Raw genomic sequence first — 19,895 nt, forward strand, 5'->3', positions numbered from 1 at the left:
GTTTTATGTCATTGATCAGTATCCACGGCGCTTATCTCTCCTTCAGCGATGCGCCGTTGCTGGATAACACCGAGCTGCACATTGAAGAGGGTGAGCGCGTCTGTCTGGTGGGGCGCAACGGGGCCGGTAAATCCACGCTGATGAAAATCATCAACGGTGAACAGCCGCTCGATGATGGTCGCATTATTTATGAAACCGACCTGGTGGTGGCGCGTCTGCAACAGGATCCGCCGCGCAACATCACTGGCTCGGTGTATGACTTCGTCGCCGAAGGGGTGGAAGAACAGGCGGAGCACCTGAAGGCGTACCACGCCATTTCCCATGTGGTGATGGAGGATCCCAGCGAGAAAAACCTCAATGAGATGGCGCGTTTGCAGGGCATCCTCGATCACCACAACCTGTGGCAGCTGGAAAGCCGCATCAATGATGTGCTGGAGAAAATTGGTTTACAGGCGGATACCGAACTGTCGTCATTGTCCGGCGGCTGGTTACGTAAAGCGGCGCTGGGACGTGCGCTGGTCAGCAATCCACGCGTGCTGATGCTGGATGAGCCCACCAACCACCTCGATATCGAAACCATCGACTGGCTGGAAACCTTCCTGAAAACCTTCACTGGCTGCATCGTGTTTATTTCGCACGACCGTTCGTTTATCCGCAATATGGCGACGCGCATTGTCGATCTGGATCGCGGCAAGCTGGTCTCCTGGCCGGGCGACTACGACCAGTATCTGCTGGGTAAAGAAGAAGCGCTGCGCGTGGAAGAGATGCAAAACGCCGAATTTGACCGCAAGCTGGCGCAGGAAGAGGTGTGGATCCGTCAGGGCATCAAGGCGCGTCGTACCCGTAACGAAGGACGTGTTCGTGCCCTGAAAGCGTTGCGCCGTGAACGTTCTGAGCGTCGTGAAGTGATGGGCAAAGCCAATATGCAGGTGGGTGAAGCCTCACGCTCCGGCAAGATTGTGTTTGAGCTGGAGAATGTCAACTACGCTGTAGATGGCAAGGTGCTGGTGCAGGATTTCTCATCACAGGTGCAGCGTGGTGACAAAATTGCGCTGATTGGCCCCAACGGCTGTGGCAAAACCACGCTGTTGCGTCTGATGTTGCAACAACTGAAGGCGGATAGTGGTCGCGTGCACTCCGGAACGAAGCTGGAAGTGGCGTACTTTGACCAGCATCGTGCAGAACTTGATCCTGATCGCACCGTGATGGATAACCTGGCGGAAGGCAAGCAGGAAGTAATGGTGAACGGTAAGCCGCGCCATGTGCTGGGTTATTTGCAGGACTTTTTGTTCCATCCGAAACGCGCCATGACGCCGGTGCGTGCGCTTTCCGGCGGTGAACGTAATCGTCTGCTGCTGGCACGTTTGTTCCTCAAACCCAGTAACCTGATGATTCTCGATGAACCGACCAACGACCTCGATGTGGAAACGCTGGAGCTGCTGGAAGAGTTGATTGATGGCTATCAGGGTACCGTGTTGCTGGTGAGCCACGATCGTCAGTTTGTCGATAACACCGTCACTGAATGCTGGATTTTCGAAGGTAACGGCGAGATTGGGACCTTTGTCGGCGGGTATCATGATGCGCAGCAGCAGCGTGCCGCGTATAAGCAGCTGAAGACCGCGCCGGTGGCGAAATCTTCCGTCACGGCAAAACCTGCGGAAAAAAGTGATGCCAGTAAACGTAACGCAACCAAGTTAAGTTACAACCTGACGCGAGAGCTGGAGCAGCTGCCGCAAAAACTGGAGCAGCTCGAAACGCGTATTGGCGAGTTGCAGGCGCAAATGAGTCATCCGGATTTCTTCAGTCAGCCGCACGATAAAACGCAGCCGGTGCTTGATGCGCTGGCGCAGACCGAGCAGGAACTGGAAACAGCGTTTGAACGCTGGGAAGAGTTGGAAGCTCTGAAAAACGGCGCTTAATACAGAAGGAAACCGGTATGTGTGCAGCGGATAATCCGCAATCGTGGGTGCTATGCCCACAATGCGATTTAACGGTTAAATTGCCTGCTGTGCCGATCGGCAGCCGGGCGCGTTGCCCGCGCTGCCATACCACGCTGACAGCAAACTGGCACGAACCGCAAAAGCGGCCGACCGGCTATGCATTTGCCGCGCTGTTTATGCTGGTGCTGGCGAATCTGTTCCCTTTCGTCAACATGCATGTCGCCGGTTTGAGTAGTGAAATCTCGCTGCCGGAAATCCCCAATGTGATGGTGCGTGAGGATTACAGCAGCCTCGCCACCCTGTTCCTGCTCTTTGTGCAGGGCATTCCCGCATTCTGTATGGTGACCATCATCCTGTTGGTCAACCGCATCAGAATGCCACACCACCTGCGGCTGGTGCTGGCACGCATTTTGTTCCAGTTGCGTAACTGGGGCATGGCGGAAATCTTCATGGCCGGGGTGCTGGTCAGCTTTGTCAAACTGATGGCTTACGGTGAACTGGGTCTGGGGATCAGTTTCTGGGCCTGGTGCCTGTTTTGCGTGTTGCAACTGCGCGCGTTTCAGGTGGTGGATCGCCGCTGGGTGTGGCAGCAGATCGCACCCTTGCCAGCGCTGCCACACGCACCGAAAGCAGGCATCAGTGGTTTACAACAAGGGATGAAACGTTGTTCGTGCTGCACCGCCATTTTGCCAGTTGCGCAGAATCACTGTAGCCGCTGTGGTGTGGTGGTGCATGCGCGCCGACCGCACAGCCTGCAATGGACGCTGGCGTTGCTGGTGACTTCGCTGCTGCTTTACCTCCCTTCGAATATTATGCCGATCATGGTGACGGAGACGTTAGGCACGCAATATCCTTCTAACATTATGGCAGGGGTGATTTTGCTATGGAGTGAAGGCTCCTGGCCGGTGGCGCTGGTGATTTTTATCGCCAGCATCATGGTGCCGTCGTTGAAAATGTTGGCGATTGGCTGGTTATGCTGGGATGCCAGTGGACGCGGTCAGCATGACAGCGAAAAGATGCATCTGGTTTATGAGGTGGTGGAGTTTGTTGGCCGTTGGTCAATGATTGATGTGTTTGTGATTGCTGTCCTTTCCGCATTGGTTCGGATGGGGCGGCTGATGAGTGTTTATCCGGCGCCAGGCGCGCTACTGTTTGCGCTGGTGGTGATTCTCACCATGTTTGCAGCGTTGGCTTTTGATCCGCGCCTGACCTGGGATCGTGTACGGAAAACCGAACGTAAGGAGCCGCGTCTTGACGGACAATCATCAGGGCATTGCTAACGTCGACCAGATTAAACGCTGGTCGCCGGTCTGGATTGTACCCATCGTTACGCTGTTGATCGGCGGATGGATTCTTTTTTATCATTTTAGCCATCAGGGGCCGCAAGTCACGCTGATCACCGAAAATGCCGAAGGTATTGAAGCAGGTAAAACCACGATTAAAAGCCGTAGCGTTGATGTCGGCGTGGTGGAAAGTGCGGTGCTGACTGACGATCTGCATCATGTAGAAATCACCGCGCGCCTGAATTCTGGTATGGGAAAACTACTTCATAGCGATAGCGTGTTTTGGGTGGTCAAACCGCAGATTGGCCGTGAAGGAATTACCGGCCTCGGTACTTTACTGTCGGGTGCTTACATCGAATTGCAGCCGGGTGCCAAGGGCGACAAGCCGACCAGTTACGAATTGCTGGACGCGCCGCCGCTGGCACCGCCCGATGCCAAAGGTATTCGCGTCACGCTTGATAGTAACAAAGCGGGGCAATTGAATCCGGGTGATCCGGTGTTGTTCCGTGGCTACCGGGTGGGATCGGTAGAAACCAGCAGTTTTGATACCGACAAACGTATGATGACGTATCAGCTGTTTATCTCAGCGCCTTATGACCGATTGGTGACCACCAATGTGCGTTTCTGGAAGGACAGCGGCATCGCCGTGGATATGTCTTCCTCAGGTATGCGTGTCGAGATGGGATCATTGACCACACTGTTCAGTGGCGGTGTGAGCTTTGATGTGCCAACTGGCTGGGAGCTGGGCGAAGTGGCGCAGAACAAGGCGGAATACCATCTGTTTGACGATCAGCGCAGTATCCAGGATTCGTTGTATACCAAGCATATCGATTTCCTGATGTTCTTCTCTGACTCCATTCGAGGTCTACAGGCGGGAGCACCGGTGGAGTTTCGCGGTATCCGGCTTGGCACGGTGGCGAAGGCACCTTACATGATCCCGGGCCTGGATCAGGCGTTGGACAATGATTATCGTGTGCCGGTATTGATTCGTATTGAGCCTGATCGCTTCATTACCCGTCTGGGCGGAGATTTTAACCTTGAGCAACATCTGCAAGATGGTAAAAAGCGCGGCCTGCGTGCCACGTTGAAAACAGGGAATCTGCTTTCCGGCGCACTCTACGTTGATCTGGACTTCTATGACAACGTGGCGGCGTATAAAGGGCCGAATAAAGTTGCCGGTTTCGAAGTGATTCCGACGGTCAGCGGCGGCCTCAGTCAGATTCAACAAAAACTGATGGCGGCATTGGATAAGATTAACAATCTACCGTTGAATCCGATGATCAATGAGGCAACCGGTACGCTGAAAGAGAGTCAGAAAACGTTGCAGCAGTTGCAAAAAACGCTGAATAACCTGAATCAGATCACTGCCAGCCCGGCGATGAAGACGTTACCGGCTGATATGCAGCAGACATTGCGTGAGCTGAACCGCAGCATGAAAGGGTTGCAACCGGGATCGCCTGCTTATAACAAGCTGGTGGGCGGTATGCAGCAACTCGATAAGACGCTGCGTGAATTGCAGCCGGTGTTGAAGACACTGAACAGCAAAAGCAACGCGCTGGTGTTTGAAGCCAAGCCGGGTGAGGACCCACAGCCAAAGAGGGCGAAACAGTGAAAAAAGGGTTGATGATTGGGGCGATGCTGCTGCTGGCGGGTTGCAGCAGCACCGTTGAAACGACGTACTATCAACTCCCGACAGGTGCCGCTATGGCACCTGTCAGCAGCGATGCCAGCAGTAAGCAGCCGATGCTTTGGGTTCAGCAGGTCAGCGTGCCGGATTATCTGGCAGGCAATGGTTTGGTGTACCAGACCAGCGACGTGAAATACGTCATTGCCGCTAATAATCTGTGGGCCAGTCCGCTTGACCAGCAATTGCAGCAAACGCTGGTGAATAATCTGAGCCGTGCGTTGCCGGGCCGCCTGGTATCAGGCTCGCCGTTGGCTGAGACGCACGACACCCTGACCGTCAATGTGACCGCTTTTCAGGGGCGCTTTGACGGTAAAGCCATTGTGAGTGGGGAGTGGGTGCTGCAACATGAAGGGCGCCTTATCAAACATGGCTTTAATCTGACGCTGCCACAGACTGAAGACGGTTACGATGCCCTGGTGCGTACCCTGGCGCTTGGTTGGCATCAAGTCGCTCAGCAGATAGCGAATAATGCGATCGCGTTAAATTAAGAATTGTTCGAAGCTTATCTAAGTCCTTGATTTGTCATTAACGAGTGGCAAAAATATCAGGGACTTTTTTATTGTCTAATCAGCCAGATAAGAGATTTTTCCGAAAATTTACCTCATTCTGTGATGTTGGTTTCAGGTCATATTTATGACATTGGCGTGAAATTTGCGCATTGATCTTTTCGGCGCATGGCGTTAGAACGTTAGAGTGGTTGAACATTTTTCCGCCACTCTATCTTTCCACCAGATTCCACCAGACCTGAAATGAGGGAAACGAGGTATGAAGAGACAGAAACGAGACCGCCTGGAACGAGCACATTCACGAGGCTATCAGGCCGGTATTACGGGACGCTCAAAAGAGATTTGCCCGTATCAAATGATCGACGCACGGTCTCACTGGTTGGGAGGTTGGCGACAAGCCATGGAGGACAGGTCGGCGGTGGCTTAGCACTGCCGGATGTCTATCAATAAGGAACAAACCTCCGCGTAATGCGGAGGTTGTCATTTATACCCGTCATAACCTGAGATACCTCGAGTCATTTCGGGTATAGGGAGATTAGAAAGCGGTGGTGTCTTTGAACAGACCCACTTTCAGGTCAGTTGCCGAGTAAATCAGATTACCGTCGACAAATACCTCGCCATCAGCAACGCCCATCACCAGTTTGCGGTTGATGACACGTTTGAAGTGAATTTTATACGTCACTTTCTTCGCTGTTGGCAGCACCTGACCGGTGAATTTCACTTCGCCCACGCCCAACGCGCGGCCTTTGCCTTCGGCACCCAACCAACCCAGATAGAAGCCAACCAGCTGCCACATGGCATCCAGGCCCAGACAACCCGGCATAACGGGGTCGCCGATGAAGTGGCAATCAAAGAACCACAGGTCAGGACGGATATCCAGCTCGGCTTCGACAAAACCTTTGTCGTATTTGCCGCCGTCTTCGGTCATTTTGACCACGCGGTCCATCATCAACATATTGCCTGATGGAAGCGGCGGTCCGTTTTCGCCAAACAGTTCTCCGCGACCTGAGGCAACCAGGTCTTCTTTGCTATAGGATTCGCGTTTATCTACCATGTTCTCAATAAGCCTTATTTAGTGAAGCCCGAATATTAGCGAACAGTTGTACGCCGGGCAATGCTATCAGCTGTGGTTGAACCAGTTAAGCCAACGTAAGGGCCACGGACGCTGACGCGTCTCCTGCTGATTCAGCTGCGCGATACGTTCCTGGATAGTGCTCAGCAGGGAGTCCCCGCTTTCACTTTGCCACACCACACCGGTTAGCAGTGGTAATGCCTCATCGACGCTCTCAATCGCCCAGATATGGAACTGGCCCTGCTGGACCGCTTCAATCACCGCAGCATTGAGACTCAGATGGCGGACATTACTGGCGGGCAAAATGACGCCCTGCTGGCCGGTAAGACCACGTTCGTGACAAATACTGAAGAAGCCCTCAATTTTTTCATTGAGGCCACCCACTGGCTGTACATTGCCAAACTGATCAACCGAACCGGTGACGGCGATTTGCTGATTGAGCGGTTGATTAGCCAGTGCACTGATCAGCGCGCAAAGCTCGGCCAGTGATGCGCTGTCACCATCGACTTCAGAATAGGATTGTTCAAACACCAGTGAAGCAGAGAAGGGGAGTTGCTGCTCCAGCTCCAGCTCGGCAATCAGGTAAGCCTGCATAATCATCATGCCTTTCGCATGGATATTGCCACCCAGTTCCGCTTTGCGTTCGACGTCAGTGAACTCGCCATCACCCGGATGCACTACGCAAGTAATACGCGACGGTTCGCCCCAGGGACGCGGATGGCCTGGAAACTCAATCACAGACAGGCCATTGATCTGACCAACCACTTCCCCTTCTGTTTCGATCATGATCTGGTTTAGCAGAATTTCATCACGCATGCGATCGGCGAGGAAACTTTCGCGCCACTGACGCGCTTCCAGTGCATCCTTTAGGGCTTCGGCATTAAGGACGTCGCCGTGCAGCGCGGCTTCCTGCATCTGGCGGCGCAACCAGCGTGGGCAGAGCGGTAAGGTGTCCTGATCGCCAGTGTTCCGTACCGCCTCATTGATCAGTACCGGCCAGAAATCTGCTTCAGGATCCGGTAAACCGGCCATACCGGCCTGGGTGAGTGTCCACTGACACCAGGCGGTCATATCGTCTTCATCGACCAACTGCAAGCTTTCTTCAAACTCACTGTAAAGCGCCATTTCGTGCGCTTCGGCATCCAGAGCCTGAAAATCAGCCAATGCATCACGTTCGCCACACAGGATCAGGCGCAGCTGAAACGGTAACGCTGGAATCGTGACCGGTAACGGCTGACGTTCATCTGATGAATACCATTCAAAACGGCCCTGCTCGATACATTTTTTCAGTCGTAACCACATCAGCGGCTGAGCCAGCAATGTATTGACGCTGAGGATCAGGGTGCCGCCATTGGCGCGATGAATTAAGCCTGGCTCGAGCTGGACCCGATCTTTATATTGACGGACGCAGCCGAACAGTTGTTCAAATTCGATCCAGTCTGCATAGTGCACGCCACCCTGGCTGGTGAAAGGGCGGTTTTCTGCCGCTGGCAACAGGCTGACATTGTCACCCATCACCAGATAATCACCACCAAACAGGGCGGTTTCATCAGGCTGAAAGCGCTGTGCAGCAGAGGCAATCCAGGCGAGGTAGTCGTTATTTTCCTGACTGCGTAACAGCAGCAGTGGAAAACCCTGTTGTTGATGATGTAAATGCGCCAGGGCATTCAGCAGACGCGGCTGGACCGCGGCTAGACTATCGCTATCTTCCAGTGAAACATTGGAGAAAATGGATTGGTAGCGGGTGCTATCCGGCTGCAGGGCTTGCCACGTAAGTTGAGAGCTGGTCAAAATATTCCATTCGTCGAATTCGGGAAAAGCGCGATTATACAGGAATCAACCAGGTTAAGCACTGCGGAGTTCCGGCCCGAATTGTGATGACCGCAACATGTTTTTCCTTGCTGCATCCAGGAAAAAAGCTGTTATTCTTAGTTTGTTACGTGATCACGATGAGATTCCGATGAAATACCAGCAGCTCGAAAATCTTGAAAGTGGATGGAAGTGGAAATACCTGGTGAAAAAGCATCGGGAAGGTGAGCTGATCACCCGTCATCTGGAGCTGAGTGCTGCTCAGGCCGCGGTAGACCTGCTGTTGACGATGGAGAATAGCCCTGTCGAAGTCAACGCATGGATTGACCAGCATATTCATCCGGATTTAGAAAATCGTCTTAAGCAGACGATCCGTGCTCGTCGTAAGCGCCACTTTAATGCGGAGCATCAGCATACCAGGAAGAAATCAATCGATTTGGAATATCTGGTGTGGCAACGGCTGGCAGGACTGGCGCAGCGTCGCAGCAGCACGCTTTCTGAAACGATTGTTCAGTTGATTGAAGATGCGGAACGCAAAGAGAAGTATGCCAGCCAGATGTCGACACTGAAGCAGGACTTGCAGGCTATTCTGGGTAAAGGTGATGCAGGTAACGAGTAATCTATTGGTTGCCATCTGCCAGGTATAAAAAAACCCCGCCGAAGCGGGGTTTTTATTACGCGAAAACTTAAGCCTGCGGCTGAGTTACCACGTCTTTGATACCTTTCACGTCGATTTCAACGCGACGGTCCGGCGCCAGGCAGTCGATCAGGGCGTTGCGGCCTTTCACGCTGTCACAGGTGTTGCCAGTAACCGGGTTAGATTTGCCCATGCCACGTGCAGAGATTTTGTTGGACGGGATACCTTTAGAAACCAGGTAATCGACAACAGATTGAGCACGTTTCTCAGACAGTTTCTGGTTGTACTGCTCTGAACCGATACGGTCGGTGAAGCCCAGAACCACAACTGAACCGTCTTTCGGGTCCAGTGAGCTCAGCTGGCTGTACAGCTGATCCAGAGCCTGCTGACCTTCCGGCTTCAGGGTTGCTTTGTTGAAGTTGAACAGAACGTCAGACTTCAGGGTGAAACGCTTGGTTTCAACAACCGGAGCTGGGGCCGGAGTCGGAGCAACAACCGGTGCAGCAGCTTCGTCCTGACCGAAACGGTAAGAAACACCGACGCTCAGCATGCTGTTGTCAGGGCGTGCGCCAACGGTGCCTGCGTCGCCGATGTTGTTAACCCACTGGTAGTCCAGACGAGTAGCCCAGTTTTTGGTCAGTGCGTATTCAACACCAACAGCAGCCAGCGGAGAAACGCCGGTGTCGTGGTCGCTGATGCGAACGCCGTTGTTGTTCTGAGTTGAGTCAGCACGCCATACCATGCCGCCCAGACGGGTGTACACGTCCAGATCGTCAGTGATCGGGTAGCTCAGTTTAGCAGCCAGCTGAACGCCTTGTGCTTTGAACGCGCCGTTAGTCACGCTGCCTTTGTTCGGCATACGGCCCAGCCAGTCGTAGCCCAGCTCGAAGCCCAGGTACGGGTTAGCCTGGTAGCCCAGGAATGCACCTGCGCCCAGCTGACTTTCGTGAGTCGGACCGTTGTTGTTCTCATAACCGTTACCGTAGTAACCAGTATCGTGATACTGAGACCAGCCCAGTTTAGCACCGGTATACCAGGTGTCATCTTTAGGAGCGGCCTGCGCTACGGTAGCGAAGCCAGCCAGTGCCACTGCAATTGCGATAGCTGTCTTTTTCATTTTGCGCCTCGTTATCATCCAAATAGGCAATGAGCAAAAATAGTTTGCTCTTGGTTTAATCCTTCGCCGGGTCAAAACGCTCGCTTATGACTCTACCGAAAAAACGGAGGTTATTGAGCACCCTGGCGAGGTAAAGTCTACAACGAGATTGGAAAGTTACAAGTATGATGTGACGCCAGGCGATAAAAAAACAGGGATTTATACACACATTTTAACAATTGACACGGCATAATCTTCGTGATCAGAAATGAAAAAATCGGCTAAGCCATTGTCTAAGCTGGCGGGACAAGAATCAGTGGCTTAGCGTCAACTTCCGCAAAAAACAGCGTGAGAAAAATCCTAATTTTACTTAATGAAACAAATCTGAGGGAATTTTTGACGCAGATGGTTGTCTGCACAAAACCCCATCGTGTCCCTGAGGACGCATCACCAAACCCAAAGCTTCCCCTTCAGCAGCAGCCTGTTTGAGTTCACGACGTTCATCATCATTCAGCTCATAAGGGATCCACGCCAGCACGACGCTATAGTTACCGGTGCGCAGAGCTTTAACCATGCTTTCAACCGTACTGTAGCGTTCAGATTCAGTGATGTGCATGCTCTTTTCCAGCGGCAAACCAGATTGTTGCATCCAATGGCGATTCAGCTTATGTGCAGGCGTTAACCACAGCTGCCAGCGTGATTGTAAGCTCAATTGTTTTAGCACCGGCAGCAGCAGTAATTGCATCATGCCAGGTTGCTCGCTGTAGCGAAGTTCTGTAATGCCACCCAAAGAAGGTTGCGCTACGTCTGAAGTCGCAAAACGGTGAGAACGATCAGCGGTGCCAGAGAATTGAGTACGCATAATTTAATCACTCAGTAATGAACTGTATGAATATACAGTAATGAGTTCCTGGATAAAGATCAACCTCAATTTCTGAAAACGTCTCGCAAAATCGGACAAATTTTCACCTCGAATGCATTTAATCATTGAACAGCTGGAACGTTTTCAATATCTTCTAACCTGATGAATACATGAAGTATTTATTAGGACAGTTCTGGTAAAAGGAATTCAGGAAGGTATCAGGATGAAAAAATCTCACCCAATCGTCGAACAATCGAAAGCACAATTAGCCGCGCTAGGCGAAATTGAATCCCGCACGCAGTTTGGTGGTTATACGCTCTCAGTGGAAAAGGTTGTCTTTGCGTTTATCAATGAAGATGCGCTCTATCTACGTGCCTGTGAAGCGGTGACGACCTATGCGACGCAATGCCCGATGGAGCCGCTGATATACAGTAAACGCGGTATACCGGTGACACTGAGTTATTACAAAGTCGACAAACGTCTTTGGCAGGAACCGGAACAGTTAATGCGGCTATCCTCTGGGGCGCTACACGCTGCGCGTGAGGAGTTGCAAACCCGTTATGTCTCACTGCGGCTGAAGGATTTGCCCAATCTCAGCCTGCGTATGGAAATGATGCTACATAAGGTCGGCATCTGCTCGGTCAAACATCTGTGTGAAACAGGTGCCAAGAAAAGTTGGCTGAAACTTCGCACCATCAATAAGCATATCGGCCTGAAGACGCTGCTGGCTCTCGAGGGAGCGATTTCGGGCCATCACGAGGCGGCATTGCCTCGTGAGGTCCGGGAGGAGTTATGCGCGTGGTATCAAAAAACGCTCCGCTAACAGCGGTTCAATCTGCTGCGAGGGTGCGGCGTAGGCGCGCAATTTCAGGTAACAGCGCAATTAATAATCCCAACTGCTGCAAAACTAACGGAGCTTGCGTCTCCGGGCTGGATTTCATTTCCGCCAGTCGATGCAGCAGGGTCTGCTGCATCTGCGTTGCCTCAACATCGCTGACGCGTTCAATTTGCAAAACATCATCAACAAAGCACACCGCATCATCCAGCAACGTTAATAGTCGGGTGTCATTTAACCTGACCCGATGAGCGCCCAGCGCGGATATATAGCTGAGAAAGGAGTGATTCAGACAAAGTAACCGAAAGGCGTTTTCACGTAATGATTGCTGATGACGTGCTTCATTGCTCATATTTGACACAACTGAGGCCAGTTCGGCATCGGCATTGTGCGCATCTCGCCGCGCAACACGATAGGCCAGACGATTATCCTTGCCCTGATGATATTGTTCCATAATGGCATCAAGGTAGCGGCAGTTGGCATTAAGCGTACGCTCGGCTACCGCAGGCAACTGGCGGAAGCGCCAGTCTGGCCAGACGAAAGCGACAGCAAGCCAGGCTAAGCCACACCCCAGCAACGTATCCACCACACGCGGCAGGGCGACTTCAAAACCCTCGCCCAACAGATTGAAGCAGAGGAGCACCAGCAGGGTAATGAAGAGCGTTGCCTGAGCATATTGTATCTGGCGAAACGCGAAGAACAGCACACCACTGAGCACAATCAATACCAGCTGTCCTTCGATGGAAGGCACCAGCCAGAGCACCGGTAAACCGATGGCAATCCCAGCCAGCGTCCCGCCAATACGCAACGCCAGTCGCCGTCGGGTGGCATTATAATTCGGCTGACAGACAAACAGGCTGGTAAGCAAAATCCAATAGCCGCGATGTACACCGGTGATCTGGATAAATCCGTAGCCGATGCACAACACCAACGACATTCTTACGGCATGGCGGAACAGGGCGGAGGTTGGCGTGAGATGCCGGCTAATGCGCAGCCGAATATCCGCCCAACCGCCTGGTCCATCATTGGAAAGATTATCGTCACTGGATGGGGCAGGTTGCGCCAGTTTCTGTTCCGATTCGATCGAGGTCAGTTGGGCATCTATGGCGCGCAAATTACGCAGCAGCCAGAATAACGCACGAATATGGGCGTCGTCCGGGGCATTTTGTTGCAAGCGTTCCAGTGCGGTTTCCAGCCGCTCAAAGGCGCGTTCGACATGGGTGTCATGATGCCAGGGCTGACGCAAAAAAATGGCTTCCGCTAACTGTCGGCATGCCTGTGCCTGCATATTCAGCAGTCGCTGGAAGCGAAAAAGCACCTCGTTATAGCGCCAGTCATCGCGCAGTTGATGATATTGCAGGTGGGAGGAACTGGCCCGTTCATGAATATCCTGCGCCACAAAATAGTAATGCAGGCTGCGGCGGGTGCTGCGTGAACCCCGGTCGCCGCGTAACCGGCTTTGGATAGTGCTTTTCGTCAGATTAAGTTGGGCGACTAACTGGCTATTCACCATTGCGGTGGCAATCAGGTTGGCATCATCCTGCTCACCGCCATCGGGATCGAACAAGTTGGCTTTGGCATCCAGATAACGCGCTAACTGAGAAAAGCTGGCCGCCAATTGCTCCTGAACCGGGCGCACCGGAAACATCACATGCCCCACCAGGGTCAGCAGGTTGTACCACAAGGCCCCCACCAGCAGCAGCGTTGGTTGCATCCACCACTGTGGAAACAAACCTACGCCGAGCATGGTATACACCGCGATAAGCAATGCACCAAAGGCGATAGTGGCATAACGCTGCCCGAGAGCACCCAACAGAATAAATCCCCAGGTTGAGAGCGCCAGGCCGAGGACGAATGCCCAGGGGTGGGGAAACAGTAATTCGACGGATACCGATGCGATACAAAAGCAGATCAACGTAATCAATAGATTGCGCAGGCGGCCTGCCAGACGATCGTCAAGATCGGCCAATGCAGCGGCAACCACGCCGAGGGTGAGGGGGATCGTCCACTCAATTTGCTGTAACCACCACGGAACGGCGGCACAACCGGCAAGGGCGAAAAAAATGCGCAGCAAATAGCGCAAGCTGCTGTTAAACAGATAACGGCGCCAGCCGGGTAAGGCTTCAGGCATCATGGCATAGTCTCAGTAACGGCGACGAGCGTTGGCTTCCCGCGCCGCCTGCGCTTCTTCAACTGAAACAACGCGTCGTCCCACGGGCCACAGGGCAATGGCGGCAATCTTGAAATTAGCAATGCCAACAGGAATCCCGATGATAGTCAGGCACTGCACGATACCCGCAGAGATGTGCATCAGGCAAAGCCACCAGCCGAAAAACACCAGCCAGAAGAGGTTAAGAAAAGTGCCTCCGGCGTTCATCACCTGATTTTTACTGTCCGGTCGCAGTACATCGACATGAACCGCTTCGTTGCCAAATGGCAGCAGCGAGAGTTTAGTGATCTCCCAGCAGGAACGCGTCAATGGCAATGTGAAGATGAGAACGATGCTGACCAGCGTAGCCAGTAACCAGCTCAGGGTGGTGAAAACGCCACCCAGTACAAAGTTGAGAATGTTGAGCACGGTACGCATAACACGATTTTCCTTTTGCAATCCGCAATATGTGTTGCCCAGTTTAGCCTGTTTTAAGGCTGGAGCGCCAAGTGTCTGACAGGTAAACTGCGCGATAATCCTCTTGCTGAACACGGTGCGGACATGGAACTGAAAGCAACATCAATGGGTAAACGTCTGGCTCAGCACCCTTATAATCGCGTACGTCTGCTGGAAGCCGGAGTGGAAGTCAGCGGCGATCGTCACGAATACCTGATCCCTTTCAATCAATTATTGGATATCGCCTGTAAGCGTGGGTTGGTGTGGGGCGAGCTGGAATTTTTGCTGCCAGACGAGAAAGTGGTGCGGTTGCACGGCACGGAATGGCAGGAAACGCAGCGCTTTTTTCATTACCTGCAACAAGCCTGGCAGCAATGGAGCCAGGAGATGAGCGAGGTGTGTGTCGGGGTGCTGACCGGGTTACAGCAGGAGATTTTCGCGTTTACCCGCCAGGACCGTTGGCTGAAGCGAAGCGAACTCCAGACGGTAAAAGAAAACATTGCCCGGCAGTTCTCTGCCTTACCGTTACCGCTATCACGGCTGGACAAGTTCGAGAATTGCCGCGAATTGTGGCAGTTCTGTCAGCAATGGATGAGTCAGGGTGAAACGGCGATTCGCCAGCGCAACCGTGAGTGGACAGCAAAAATCTTGCAGGAGTACCAGACCTTTTTCTCCACGGTTGAAACGACGCCGCTCAATCCTTCGCAGTGTGAGGCGGTGGTGAATGGTGAAGACGCGTTACTGGTGTTAGCCGGGGCGGGAAGTGGAAAAACGTCGGTGCTGGTGGCGCGTGCTGGCTGGTTGTTGCAGCGTAAACTGGCGCAGCCGGAGCAGATTCTGCTGCTGGCATTTGGGCGTCAGGCGGCAGACGAGATGAACGATCGCATCCAGTCGCGGCTGGGTGAAAGCGCGATTCAGGCGCGCACTTTTCACGCGCTGGCGCTGCACATTATTCGTGAAGGCAGCAATAAACAGCCTGTCATCAGTAAACTGGAAAGCGACAGCAAAGCCCGTCGTCAGTTGTTAATTGAGAGCTGGCGTGAACAATGCAGCAGCAAAAAGGCGCAGGCCAGTGGTTGGCGTCAGTGGTTGCAGGAAGAACTGGAGTGGGACGTCACCGAAGGGCCATTTTGGCAGGATGATAAACTGGCACAGCGTTTGGCGTCCCGTCTGGAGCGCTGGCTGGGGTTGATGCGTATGCATGGCGGTGCACAGGCCGCCATGATCGCCGATGTACCTGAGGAGCAACGCGATCAATTTAGCAAACGCGTTAAGTTGATGGCACCGATCCTGAAAGCCTGGAAAAGTGCGTTAAAAGACGAGGGCGCGGTCGATTTTTCCGGCCTGATTCATCAGGCAATCGCTATTCTGGATAAGGGACGCTTTATCAGTCCGTGGAAGCATATTCTGGTGGATGAGTTTCAGGATATCTCACCGCAGCGTGCCGCCTTGCTGACGGCACTGCGCCAACAAAATAAGCGAACCTCACTGTTTGCTGTCGGTGACGATTGGCAAGCCATCTATCGTTTTAGCGGCGCAGAGATGAGTCTGACTACCGCCTTCCATCACTATTTCGGCGAAGGTGATCGCTGTGTGTTGGATACCACCTACCGATTCAATGATCGCATCGGTGAGATCGCCAACCGATTCGTGCAACAAAATCCACATCAGCTGCGCAAGCCACTCAATAGCCTGACTAAAGGCAATAAAAAATCGGTGATATTGCTGGCGCAGGAACAACTAGAAGCGTTACTCGATAAGTTGAGTGGTTATGTGAAACCCGATGAGCGGGTGCTGCTGCTGGCACGCTACCATCACCTGCGGCCTGAGGTGCTGGATAAAGCCAAAACCCGTTGGCCGAAGCTGCATCTGGATTTCATGACCATCCATGCCAGCAAGGGGCAGCAGGCCGATTTTGTTATTGTGCTGGGCCTGCATGAAGGCCGTGATGGTTTCCCGGCTGCCGCACGCGAGTCGATCATGGAACAGGGATTGTTACCGCAACCAGAAGCGTTCCCGGACGCGGAAGAACGCCGCCTGGCGTATGTGGCGCTGACGCGTGCACGTCAGCAAGTTTGGTTATTGTTCGATAAGGAACGGCCTTCCGTGTTTGTCGATCATTTCCGCGATTTAGGCGTACCGCAGAGCAGGAAGGCCTGAGGCATTACGACTTCAGGCGTTCAGCCAGGTAACGCGGATAATCAGGGATCTGAATCTCGACTTCGCTGGCAAACAGCGGTGACTGGATCAGGAAATCTGCGGTGGAACGGTTGGTGGCAACCGGAATGTTCCATACTGTTGCCAGACGCAGCAGCGCTTTGACATCCGGGTCGTGCGGCACGGCATTGAGCGGATCCCAGAAGAAGAACAGCACATCAATTTTCCCTTCGGAAATCAATGCGCCTACCTGCTGGTCGCCGCCCATTGGGCCGCTCAGCATAGCGTTCACCTCAAGGCCGGTGTGGCGATTGATCAAATTACCGGTGGTGCCGGTGGCATATAATACATGCGACTGTAGTGCGCTTTGGTTCTTCTGGACCCAGTCCAACAGCGAGGCTTTGCAATGATCGTGGGCAACGAGGGCAATGTGTTTCTGAATATTGAGGGTACGAACGGTCTGCTCCATAGGGCTTCCTGACTCTTCTCGGGCTAGGTTAAGTGATGCTCGAGTTTACCCCTGGCGTTTCGTTCCTATCAACTTGCGCGTAAGGTTTTCATCCAACTAAGAAAACGCAGACGGGTGGCCGCATCGAAACGTTCAAACCATCGTTGTAGTGAGGGCAGGTCGCTGGCTTCCAGCCAGGCGAAATCGGCGTTCAACTGGACATCTGGCGTACTGCTGGTTTGCACGGCAAAACGGGGGACGGATGCGGCCTGGCCATTGCGATTATAATTCAACATGGCCTGTTCAAGATCGCCTCCCGACGGCATGGGCAGGTGGTCACGGATGCTGGCAATCTCTTTGCCCTGTTCATCAATTAGCTGAAAATTGAGAGATTTATCGAATGCATGGCGTTCGCGGCGGCTGTCCAGGGCAGGCAGGCGGATAGCCACGGTTTTGCCACTGGCGGTAAAGGTCACAATCATCGGGACAGATTGATAATGTGGGCCATTGTTTGAAGCAGAGGTCGGTGCTTTATCAACCCGAAACAGGAATTGATGTTGACCGCGATCCAGCTCCAGACCATCGGCCCCTTTCAGCAGAGAGCCCGAAATTTTGCGCCCATCCAGCACCAGAAGATCGATCTCCGGATCAAGTTTCAAGGTTATGGCATGGCAGGATGCTGAGACGAGCAAGATAAACAGACTCGTCGCAGCCAAAAACAGCTTCATTTCAACTCCCGTAAGCTGGGCGCAAATCAGTGATGTGTAGCAAATTATTACATTATGGCAGTAAATTTACATTTTAACATATTTATTCGTGCTGCCGCGCAAAGTTTTCTGACGCGGGGGTTGCGTGGTGTAACCTGATGCCATCTACACTCAGGCGAGTGAAAAAGGAGAGAGGCATGAACGATCAAACCATTCGTGATGTTTTGACGCGCACCAAACGTATTGCGCTGGTTGGCGCCAGCGATCGTCCCGATCGTCCCAGCTATGGCGTGATGAAGTTTTTGCTCGATCAGGGTTATGAGGTGGTGCCGGTGAGTCCGAAGCTGGCCGGGCAACAACTGTTGGGACAAACTGCCTACGCGACTCTCGCTGACATCCCGGGTCCGGTGGATATGGTGGATGTGTTTCGTAATGCCGAAGCGGCATGGGGGATCGCGCAGGAAGCCATCGCCATCGGCGCGAAGACGTTGTGGCTACAACTGGGCGTGATCAATGAACAGGCGGCGGTACTGGCGCAGGATGCGGGGTTGACGGTGGTCATGGATCGATGCCCGAAGATTGAGATACCACGGCTCGGGCTATCGCAGCCGGTGCACTAAAACAAACGGCGACCGAGGGTCGCCGTTTTTGATCAATGACGCAGGCGTGGTGCCTGAAGCTGCTGTCGGATTGACGCGGCCAGCTCATCCATCGAGGGTTGTTCTGGATGTTCGAAAGATGTTTCACCGGACAGCTGAATTTCGGCAACGTAAGTGTGGACCTGTTCACCGTCCTCATCTTCCATCACCACATGATACCAGGGTGCAGCGCGTAACTTCTCGGCAGCCCCGACTTCTTCGAGCTTAGGTTCTTCCAGCGAATACTCCGGATCAACATCCACAATCACGCCAAGCACCCCGGAGAGACGATGCCGGACCTGCTGTCCAATTCCAAACTTACTGGCAATCATAGTGACCTCCCAAAATACTGCCCTGCGTCAGATATGGAGGCAGAGGCAGAATTTTCAAGTCACAGTACGCGGCAAGCGAAACCTTTCAGATAAAGCCCTTCAGGATAGCTGGCAATCACGGGATGATCGGCTGCCTGACGGAACTGTTCTACAAATTGTACATCACGCCCCGCATCGACGGCGGCATCGGCGATAATCTTCTGGAACAGATCGGTTGCCATCAGGCCGGAGCAGGAGAACGTCATCAGAATCCCGTTGGGATTCAACAGCTGCATCGCCAGCATATTGATATCTTTATAACCACGGCAGGCACCCGCCAGCTGATTCTTGTTCTCAACAAATTTCGGTGGGTCCATCACGATAACATCAAACTTTTCACCGCTGTCACGGTAGCGACGCAGCAATTTGAACACGTCATCACGTAAGAATTGGGCACGGGATACATCCAGACCGTTAAGTTCCACATTCTGTTTGGCAACATCCAGCGCGTCCTGAGAGGTATCTACGCTGATTACTTCACGGCAACCGCCCATCAGTGCTGAGACGGCAAAGCCGCCGGTATAGGAGAAACAGTTCAGCACGCGGGCATTTTCGGCATAGCGGCGCGTAGCAAAGCGGCTGTCACGCTGGTCAAGGTAATAACCGGTTTTGTGGCCGCCCTGGATATCCACCAACAACTTCATGCCGTGTTCAGTAATCGGCAGCAGTGGCGGTGGCAGCTCGCCAGTGACCGGCCCCTGTGTCAGCTCCAGACCTTCTTTTTTACGTACCGCCACATCGGAACGATCGTAAATCGCACACTGCGGGAAACATTGTTGCAGGGCGGAGATGATCGCCGGGCGCTGATATTCAGCACCGGCAGACAGCAACTGAAGCACCAGGAAATTGCCGAAACGGTCAATGGTGACGCCAGGCATACCATCAGACTCACCCGCAATCAGACGGTAGCTATCCAGCCCGTCACGTTGCGCCAGCCAGGCACGCCATTGCTGCGCCTGGGTGAGACGGCGAACAAAGAAGGCAATGTCGATTGACTCATCCTGTTGCCAGCTCCAGACGCGCGCCCGAATTTGTGATTGCGGAGAATAAGCGGCACGAGCCAGCCATTTGCCATTGCTGTCGCAGACATCAATGGTTTCCCCTGATTGGGCTTTGCCTTCCATACGGGCAACAGCACCAGAAAAAACCCAGGGATGACGGCGGAGCAGGGATTTTTCACGTCCCTTAGTGAGAATCAATCGAACAGTCATAGTTTGCTATGCTTACCTGAAAAAATGAGGC

18 protein-coding genes and 1 pseudogene are annotated in these 19,895 nt (G+C 53.2%); 9 read left to right on the plus strand and 10 right to left on the minus strand.

Annotation, left to right across the window (positions count from 1 at the left end):
* The first annotated feature begins 5 nt into the window (after positions 1 to 5).
* The 5 genes from AC6I8R_RS07005 to rmf all read left to right on the plus strand — a co-directional run bounded on the left by AC6I8R_RS07005 (position 6) and on the right by rmf (position 5,843).
* Positions 6 to 1,919: an ABC transporter ATP-binding protein gene (locus tag AC6I8R_RS07005; RefSeq protein WP_497832056.1), complete on the plus strand. Its 1,914-nt coding sequence runs from the start codon at positions 6 to 8 to the stop codon at positions 1,917 to 1,919.
* 17 nt (positions 1,920 to 1,936) lie between these two features.
* The gene (pqiA, locus tag AC6I8R_RS07010; protein ID WP_415175274.1) at positions 1,937 to 3,220 is read left to right on the plus strand and encodes a membrane integrity-associated transporter subunit PqiA; all 1,284 of its coding nucleotides are present in this window, start codon (positions 1,937 to 1,939) and stop codon (positions 3,218 to 3,220) included.
* Positions 3,192 to 4,835 (plus strand): intermembrane transport protein PqiB, encoded by a 1,644-nt coding sequence (gene pqiB / locus AC6I8R_RS07015; protein WP_415175275.1) that lies wholly within the window; start codon positions 3,192 to 3,194, stop codon positions 4,833 to 4,835. The genes pqiA and pqiB overlap by 29 nt, the downstream gene beginning before the upstream one ends.
* Positions 4,832 to 5,398: a membrane integrity-associated transporter subunit PqiC gene (gene pqiC / locus AC6I8R_RS07020; protein WP_415175276.1), complete on the plus strand. Its 567-nt coding sequence runs from the start codon at positions 4,832 to 4,834 to the stop codon at positions 5,396 to 5,398. The genes pqiB and pqiC overlap by 4 nt, the downstream gene beginning before the upstream one ends.
* Positions 5,399 to 5,675: 277 nt before the next feature.
* Positions 5,676 to 5,843: a ribosome modulation factor gene (gene rmf / locus AC6I8R_RS07025; RefSeq protein WP_013508548.1), complete on the plus strand. Its 168-nt coding sequence runs from the start codon at positions 5,676 to 5,678 to the stop codon at positions 5,841 to 5,843.
* Positions 5,844 to 5,951: 108 nt separating this feature from the next.
* Here the strand turns inward: rmf and fabA are convergent, their stop codons facing one another.
* Both fabA and AC6I8R_RS07035 read right to left on the minus strand, forming a co-directional pair.
* Entirely contained in the window at positions 5,952 to 6,470 is a 519-nt protein-coding gene (gene fabA, locus AC6I8R_RS07030; protein ID WP_021182640.1) for a bifunctional 3-hydroxydecanoyl-ACP dehydratase/trans-2-decenoyl-ACP isomerase, read from the minus strand.
* A 66-nt stretch (positions 6,471 to 6,536) separates the two neighbouring features.
* Positions 6,537 to 8,395: pseudogene (locus tag AC6I8R_RS07035) on the minus strand (AAA family ATPase).
* Between the two features lie 53 nt (positions 8,396 to 8,448).
* Between AC6I8R_RS07035 and matP the strand changes: the two are divergent.
* Positions 8,449 to 8,916, plus strand: a complete 468-nt coding sequence (gene matP / locus AC6I8R_RS07040) for a macrodomain Ter protein MatP (RefSeq protein ID WP_497832057.1) — start codon at positions 8,449 to 8,451, stop codon at positions 8,914 to 8,916.
* 67 nt (positions 8,917 to 8,983) lie between these two features.
* Here the strand turns inward: matP and ompA are convergent, their stop codons facing one another.
* Positions 8,984 to 10,051 carry a porin OmpA gene (gene ompA, locus AC6I8R_RS07045; RefSeq protein ID WP_415175277.1) on the minus strand — a complete coding sequence of 356 codons (1,068 nt, stop codon included), beginning with the start codon at positions 10,049 to 10,051 and terminating at the stop codon, positions 8,984 to 8,986.
* A 349-nt stretch (positions 10,052 to 10,400) separates the two neighbouring features.
* Positions 10,401 to 10,892, minus strand: coding sequence for an SOS-induced cell division inhibitor SulA (gene sulA, locus AC6I8R_RS07050; protein WP_208725149.1), 492 nt, complete (start codon positions 10,890 to 10,892; stop codon positions 10,401 to 10,403).
* A gap of 223 nt (positions 10,893 to 11,115) precedes the next feature.
* On the opposite strand from sulA, the gene AC6I8R_RS07055 reads away from it, so the two are divergent.
* Positions 11,116 to 11,715: a TfoX/Sxy family DNA transformation protein gene (locus AC6I8R_RS07055; RefSeq protein WP_021182645.1), complete on the plus strand. Its 600-nt coding sequence runs from the start codon at positions 11,116 to 11,118 to the stop codon at positions 11,713 to 11,715.
* A 7-nt stretch (positions 11,716 to 11,722) separates the two neighbouring features.
* Here AC6I8R_RS07055 and yccS read toward each other — a convergent pair whose 3' ends face one another.
* Together yccS and AC6I8R_RS07065 are read right to left on the minus strand one after the other, a co-directional pair.
* Positions 11,723 to 13,861, minus strand: coding sequence for a YccS family putative transporter (gene yccS, locus AC6I8R_RS07060; RefSeq protein ID WP_415175278.1), 2,139 nt, complete (start codon positions 13,859 to 13,861; stop codon positions 11,723 to 11,725).
* Between the two features lie 9 nt (positions 13,862 to 13,870).
* Positions 13,871 to 14,314, minus strand: coding sequence for a YccF domain-containing protein (locus AC6I8R_RS07065; RefSeq protein ID WP_021182647.1), 444 nt, complete (start codon positions 14,312 to 14,314; stop codon positions 13,871 to 13,873).
* Positions 14,315 to 14,437: 123 nt separating this feature from the next.
* Between AC6I8R_RS07065 and helD the strand changes: the two genes are divergently transcribed.
* Positions 14,438 to 16,492, plus strand: a complete 2,055-nt coding sequence (gene helD / locus AC6I8R_RS07070) for a DNA helicase IV (RefSeq protein ID WP_415175279.1) — start codon at positions 14,438 to 14,440, stop codon at positions 16,490 to 16,492.
* Between the two features lie 4 nt (positions 16,493 to 16,496).
* Here the strand turns inward: helD and mgsA are convergent, their stop codons facing one another.
* Together mgsA and AC6I8R_RS07080 are read right to left on the minus strand one after the other, a co-directional pair.
* A complete protein-coding gene (gene mgsA, locus AC6I8R_RS07075; RefSeq protein ID WP_021182649.1) occupies positions 16,497 to 16,958 on the minus strand; it encodes a methylglyoxal synthase in 462 nt (153 codons plus the stop codon).
* A 68-nt stretch (positions 16,959 to 17,026) separates the two neighbouring features.
* On the minus strand, positions 17,027 to 17,665 hold the full coding sequence (locus AC6I8R_RS07080) for a YccT family protein (protein ID WP_497832058.1): 639 nt from the start codon (positions 17,663 to 17,665) through the stop codon (positions 17,027 to 17,029).
* Between the two features lie 176 nt (positions 17,666 to 17,841).
* On the opposite strand from AC6I8R_RS07080, the gene AC6I8R_RS07085 reads away from it, so the two are divergent.
* Complete coding sequence (locus AC6I8R_RS07085; RefSeq protein WP_021182651.1) at positions 17,842 to 18,264, plus strand: CoA-binding protein; 423 nt, start codon at positions 17,842 to 17,844, stop codon at positions 18,262 to 18,264.
* A gap of 32 nt (positions 18,265 to 18,296) precedes the next feature.
* On the opposite strand, the gene hspQ is transcribed toward AC6I8R_RS07085, so the two are convergent.
* Together hspQ and rlmI are read right to left on the minus strand one after the other, a co-directional pair.
* Complete coding sequence (gene hspQ / locus AC6I8R_RS07090; RefSeq protein ID WP_021182652.1) at positions 18,297 to 18,614, minus strand: heat shock protein HspQ; 318 nt, start codon at positions 18,612 to 18,614, stop codon at positions 18,297 to 18,299.
* Between the two features lie 59 nt (positions 18,615 to 18,673).
* Entirely contained in the window at positions 18,674 to 19,864 is a 1,191-nt protein-coding gene (gene rlmI, locus AC6I8R_RS07095) for a 23S rRNA (cytosine(1962)-C(5))-methyltransferase RlmI (RefSeq protein ID WP_021182653.1), read from the minus strand.
* Positions 19,865 to 19,895 lie beyond the last annotated feature (31 nt).

It is taken from the genome of Pantoea sp. X-Soil-OKNW-713, assembly GCF_059730685.1.